The sequence below is a fragment of the Streptomyces botrytidirepellens genome (assembly GCF_003721215.1).
Taxonomy (GTDB): Bacteria; Actinomycetota; Actinomycetes; order Streptomycetales; family Streptomycetaceae; genus Streptomyces; species Streptomyces himastatinicus.
On sequence record NZ_RIBZ01000623.1, the window covers coordinates 1 to 4759 of the forward strand.

Consider the following 4759-nt stretch of genomic DNA (forward strand, 5'->3'; position numbering starts at 1 on the left):
GCCCCGGGGCCGTCGTCCTGGCCGCCGCCGGTTCCCGCGACCCCGACGCGGCCGTCGACGCCGCCGCCACCGCCACCCTGCTCGGCGCCCGGCTGGGCGGCGTACCGGTCGTCCCGGCGTACGCCTCCGCCGCCGGCCCCACTGTGGCCGATGCCGTACGCGCCCTCGCCCCGCACCACCGCGACATCGCCGTGGCCTCGTACTTCACCGCCCCCGGCCGCTTCGCCACCCAGTGCGCGGACGCCGCCCCCGGCGTCGCGGCGGCTCCGCTCGGCGCCCACCCGGCCGTCGCCCGGCTGGTGCTCCACCGCTACGAACAGGCCCTCGCCTGTGCTCCGCTGTCGTACCGGGCGGTTACCGTCGGTGTATGAGCCGCAGAGCAGGTCGTACGACGGGTCACACCCCGGACCGCACCACGCACCACACCACCGCACCACCGACGACCCCCGGCTATGACGCGGCGGACCTGGAGCGCTGGGTCCAGGAGCCGGACAAGCGGCCCGGCCGGACGGCGTTCCAGCGGGACAGGGCCCGGGTGCTGCACTCGGCCGCGCTGCGCCGGCTGGCCGGGAAGACGCAGGTCGTGCCCGCCGCCCCGGCCACCGACGCGGACCTCGGCGGCACCGCCCGCACCCCGGCCTGGGACGCCACGCCCCGTACGCGCCTGACCCACTCCCTCGAATGCGCCCAGGTGGGCCGGGAGCTGGGGGCCGCCCTCGGCTGCGATCCGGATCTGGTGGAGATGGCCTGCCTCGCCCATGACCTCGGCCACCCGCCCTTCGGTCACAACGGCGAACAGGCCCTCAACGAGGTGGCCCGCGACTGCGGCGGCTTCGAGGGGAACGCCCAGTCGCTGCGGCTGCTGGCCCGGCTCGAACCGAAGCGGTTCGTGCCCGACGAGGAGACCGGCGAACCGGTCAGCGTCGGCCTCAACCTCACCCGGGCGGCCCTGGACGCGGCCACCAAATACCCCTGGCCGCGCGGCGGTCACCCGCGCGACCCGGATTCGCCGAAGTTCGGGGTGTACGAGGACGACCTGCCGGTCTTCGCCTGGTTCCGGCGCGGCGCGCCGGACCGGCGGACCCCGTTCGAGGCCCAGGTCATGGACTGGGCGGACGACGTGGCGTATTCGGTGCACGACGTCGAGGACGGCCTGCACGCGGGCCATCTCGACCCGAACAGCCTGCTTGCCGAGCCCGAGCGGCGCGAGGTGTTCGCCGTCGCCGCCGCCCGTTACGCGCCGGGCGCCGAGGCGGAGGAGCTGGCCGAGGCGCTGGACCGGCTGCTCGACCAGGAGTGGTGGCCGCACGGCTACGACGGCACGTCCGTCGCCCAAGCCCGCCTCAAGGACGCCACGAGCCAGCTGATCGGCCGGTTCTGCCTCGCCGCCGAGTCCGCCACCCGGACGGCGTACGGCACGGGCCGGTTCACCCGCTACCGCGCCGAGCTGGTGGTGCCGCGCCCGGCCCGGCTGGAGTGCGCGGTGCTCAAGGCGGTCGCCGACCGTTACGTCATCCAGCGCGCCGACCAGGAGCTGGTCCGCGCCGATCAGCGCGTCGTGATCGCCGAGCTGGGCGAGGCGCTGATCGCCCGCGCCCCCGACGGGCTCGACCCGCAGTTCCGCGCCCTGTTCGACGCGGCCGACGCGGCGGGCGACGAGGCGGGGCGGCTGCGCGCGATCGTGGACCAGATCGCGGCCTTGACGGACGCCTCGGCCCGATCCCTCCACGCCCGCCTCACGGCCCCGCGTTCGGTGCGCCACGTATGACCGCGCCTGACCGTATGTGGCCACCCGCGACCGCGTGCGACCGCCACCGCTTCGCTCTCGCGCCCCACCCTGCCCGTTCCCGCCACTCCGCACGGCCCCCTTCCCCCGTCCCGCTTGGTGCGGGAGGCTCCCACGAGGCTCCCCATGGCCAAAGCTCCGGCTGATGCGACTGGTCGACGCGACCGGGGTAAAAGCAAACGCAGAGGCACCGCCCGGCAGCGAGGAGGAAAACAAGTGGTCGACGCACACCAGACGTTCGTCATCGTCGGAGGGGGTCTGGCCGGGGCGAAAGCCGCGGAAACCCTTCGGTCGGAGGGCTTCACCGGCCGGGTGATCCTGATCTGTGACGAGCGCGACCACCCCTATGAGCGTCCGCCGCTGTCCAAGGGCTTCCTCACCGGCAGCCAGGAGCGCGACAGCGTCTTCGTCCACGAACCCGCCTGGTACGCGCAGGCCGACATCGAGCTCCACCTCGGCCAGCCCGCCACCCACCTGGACCGCGACGCCAAGGCCGTCACCCTCGGCGACGGCACCCGGATCCACTACGACCGGCTGCTGCTGGCCACCGGCGCCGAGCCGCGCCGCCTCGACATCCCGGGCACCGGCCTGGTCGGCGTCCACCACCTGCGCCGCCTCGCCCACGCCGAGCGGCTCAAGGGCGTCCTCACCAGCCTCGGCCGCGACAACGGACAGCTGGTCATCGCGGGCGCGGGCTGGATCGGCCTGGAGGTCGCGGCCGCCGCCCGCGGCTACGGCGCCGAGGTGACCATCGTCGAACCCGAGCCGACCCCGCTCCACTCCGTCCTCGGCCCCGAACTGGGCGCCCTCTTCGCCGACCTGCACAGCGAGCACGGCGTCCGCTTCCACTTCGGCGCCAGGCTCAGCGCGATCACCGGCCAGGACGGCGTGGTGCTCGCCGCCCTCACCGACGACGGCGAGGAACACCCCTGCCACAGCGTGCTCGCCGCCATCGGTGCCGCCCCGCGCACCGCCCTCGCCGAGGCCGCCGGGCTGGAGGTGGTGGACCGGGCGTCGGGCGGCGGCATCGCCGTCGACGCGGCGCTGCGCACCAGCGACCCGGACATCTTCGCGACCGGCGACGCCGCCTCCGCCCCGCTCGCCTTCCTTGACGGCACCCCGGCGCGCGGCGCCCTCCCGCCCGGCGCCCGGCTGCGCGTCGAGCACTGGGCGAACGCGCTGAACGGCGGCCCGGCCGCCGCCCGCGCCATGCTCGGCCAGGACGTCTCCTACGACCGGGTGCCGTACTTCTTCTCCGACCAGTACGACGTCGGGCTGGAGTACTCCGGCTACGCGCCGCCCGGCTCGTACGACCAGGTACTGATCCGCGGCGACGTCGGCAAGCGGCAGTTCATCGCCTTCTGGCTGAGCGACGCCCGGCTGCTGGCGGGCATGAACGTGAACGTGTGGGACGTCACCGGGCCCATCCAGCAGCTCATCCGCAGCGGCGCCCAGCCCGACCCGGGCGCCCTCGCCGACCCGTCCGTCCCGCTCACCTCCCTGCTGCCGTAGCGCCAAGGGGCCGGGGCCCGACCGGTGCCGGACATCGGTGTCGGACCCCGGCCGTAGAATTCACGCGTGGCAGGCCGGATCAACGATGACGACGTAAGGGCGGTGCGGGACGCGGTCCCGATCGACGCCGTCGTATCCGAATACCTCCAGCTGCGGAACGCGGGCGGTGGCAATCTCAAGGGGCTCTGCCCCTTCCACGACGAGAAGTCACCGTCCTTCCAGATCAGCCCCAGCAAGGGGCTCTATTACTGCTTCGGCTGCCAGGAGGGCGGCGACACCGTCGACTTCGTCATGAAGATCGACCACCTCTCCTTCTCCGAGACGATCGAGCGGCTCGCCTCCCAGGCCGGGATCACCCTGCGGTACGAGCAGGGCAGCGCCACCCCCGGCCGCCAGCAGGGCGAGCGCACCCGGCTGGTCGAGGCGCACCGGGCGGCCGCGCAGTTCTACGTCGAGCAGCTGGACGGCCCCGAGGCGGAGATCGGCCGTAAATTCCTCGCCGAGCGCGGCTTCGACCAGGCCGCCGCCCAGCACTTCGGCGTCGGGTACAGCCCGGCCGGCTGGGACCACCTCGTCCGCTTCCTGCGCGGCCGCGGCTTCACCGACCGCGAGCTGATCCTCTCCGGACTCGCGCAGGACGGCCGCCGCGGCCCCATCGACCGCTTCCGCGGCCGCCTGATGTGGCCCATCCGCGACATCACCGGCGAGGTCGTCGGCTTCGGCGCCCGCAAGCTGCGCGACGACGACAACGGCCCCAAGTACCTGAACACCCCCGAGACCCCGCTCTACAAGAAGTCCCACGTCCTGTACGGGATCGACCTCGCCAAGAAGGACATCGCCAAGACCAGCCGCGCCGTGGTCGTCGAGGGGTACACGGACGTCATGGCCTGCCATCTGGCCGGTGAGACGACCGCCATCGCCACCTGCGGCACCTCCTTCGGCGGCGACCACATCAAGATCCTCCGGCGGCTGCTGATGGACAACTCCGGCGCCGAGGTCGTCTTCACCTTCGACGGCGACGCGGCGGGCCAGAAGGCCGCCTTGCGCGCCTTCGAGGACGACCAGAAGTTCGCCGCCGAGACCTACATCGCGATCACCCCGGGCGGTATGGACCCCTGCGAGCTGCGGCTCGCGCACGGCGACGACGCGGTCAAGGCGCTGGTCGAGAGCCGCACCCAGCTCTTCGAGTTCGCCATCCGGCAGATCGTCGCCCGCCACAACCTCGACACGGCGGTGGGCCGCGCCGCCGCCCTGGACGAGGCCGCGCCCGTCGTCGCGGGCATCAAGAACAGCTCCATCCAGCACGAGTCGGCCGTCCATCTCGCCGGGCTGCTGGGCATCCTCGACACCCAGTTCGTCGTCCAGCGCGTCAGCCAGCTCGCCCGCTGGGCGCGGGACCGCGGCCGGGGCGGCGACCAGCGCCCCGACCAGCGCGGCCGCCCGCAGCACAGGGGCGCCCCC

4 protein-coding genes are annotated in these 4759 nt (G+C 73.8%); all 4 read left to right on the forward strand.

What is annotated here, in order from left to right; all coding sequences use genetic code 11:
- On the forward strand, window positions 1-371 hold a 371-nt coding region (locus tag EEJ42_RS33945; RefSeq protein WP_281291568.1), incomplete at its 5' end, for a CbiX/SirB N-terminal domain-containing protein.
- The gene (locus EEJ42_RS33950; protein ID WP_123105915.1) at window positions 368-1768 is read left to right on the forward strand and encodes a deoxyguanosinetriphosphate triphosphohydrolase; all 1401 of its coding nucleotides are present in this window, start codon (window positions 368-370) and stop codon (window positions 1766-1768) included. The genes EEJ42_RS33945 and EEJ42_RS33950, both read left to right, overlap by 4 nt.
- Window positions 1769-2002: 234 nt before the next feature.
- Window positions 2003-3298: an NAD(P)/FAD-dependent oxidoreductase gene (locus EEJ42_RS33955; protein ID WP_123105917.1), complete on the forward strand. Its 1296-nt coding sequence runs from the start codon at window positions 2003-2005 to the stop codon at window positions 3296-3298.
- Between the two features lie 66 nt (window positions 3299-3364).
- Window positions 3365-4759: DNA primase (gene dnaG, locus EEJ42_RS33960; RefSeq protein WP_123105919.1), on the forward strand; the 1395-nt coding region annotated here is incomplete at its 3' end.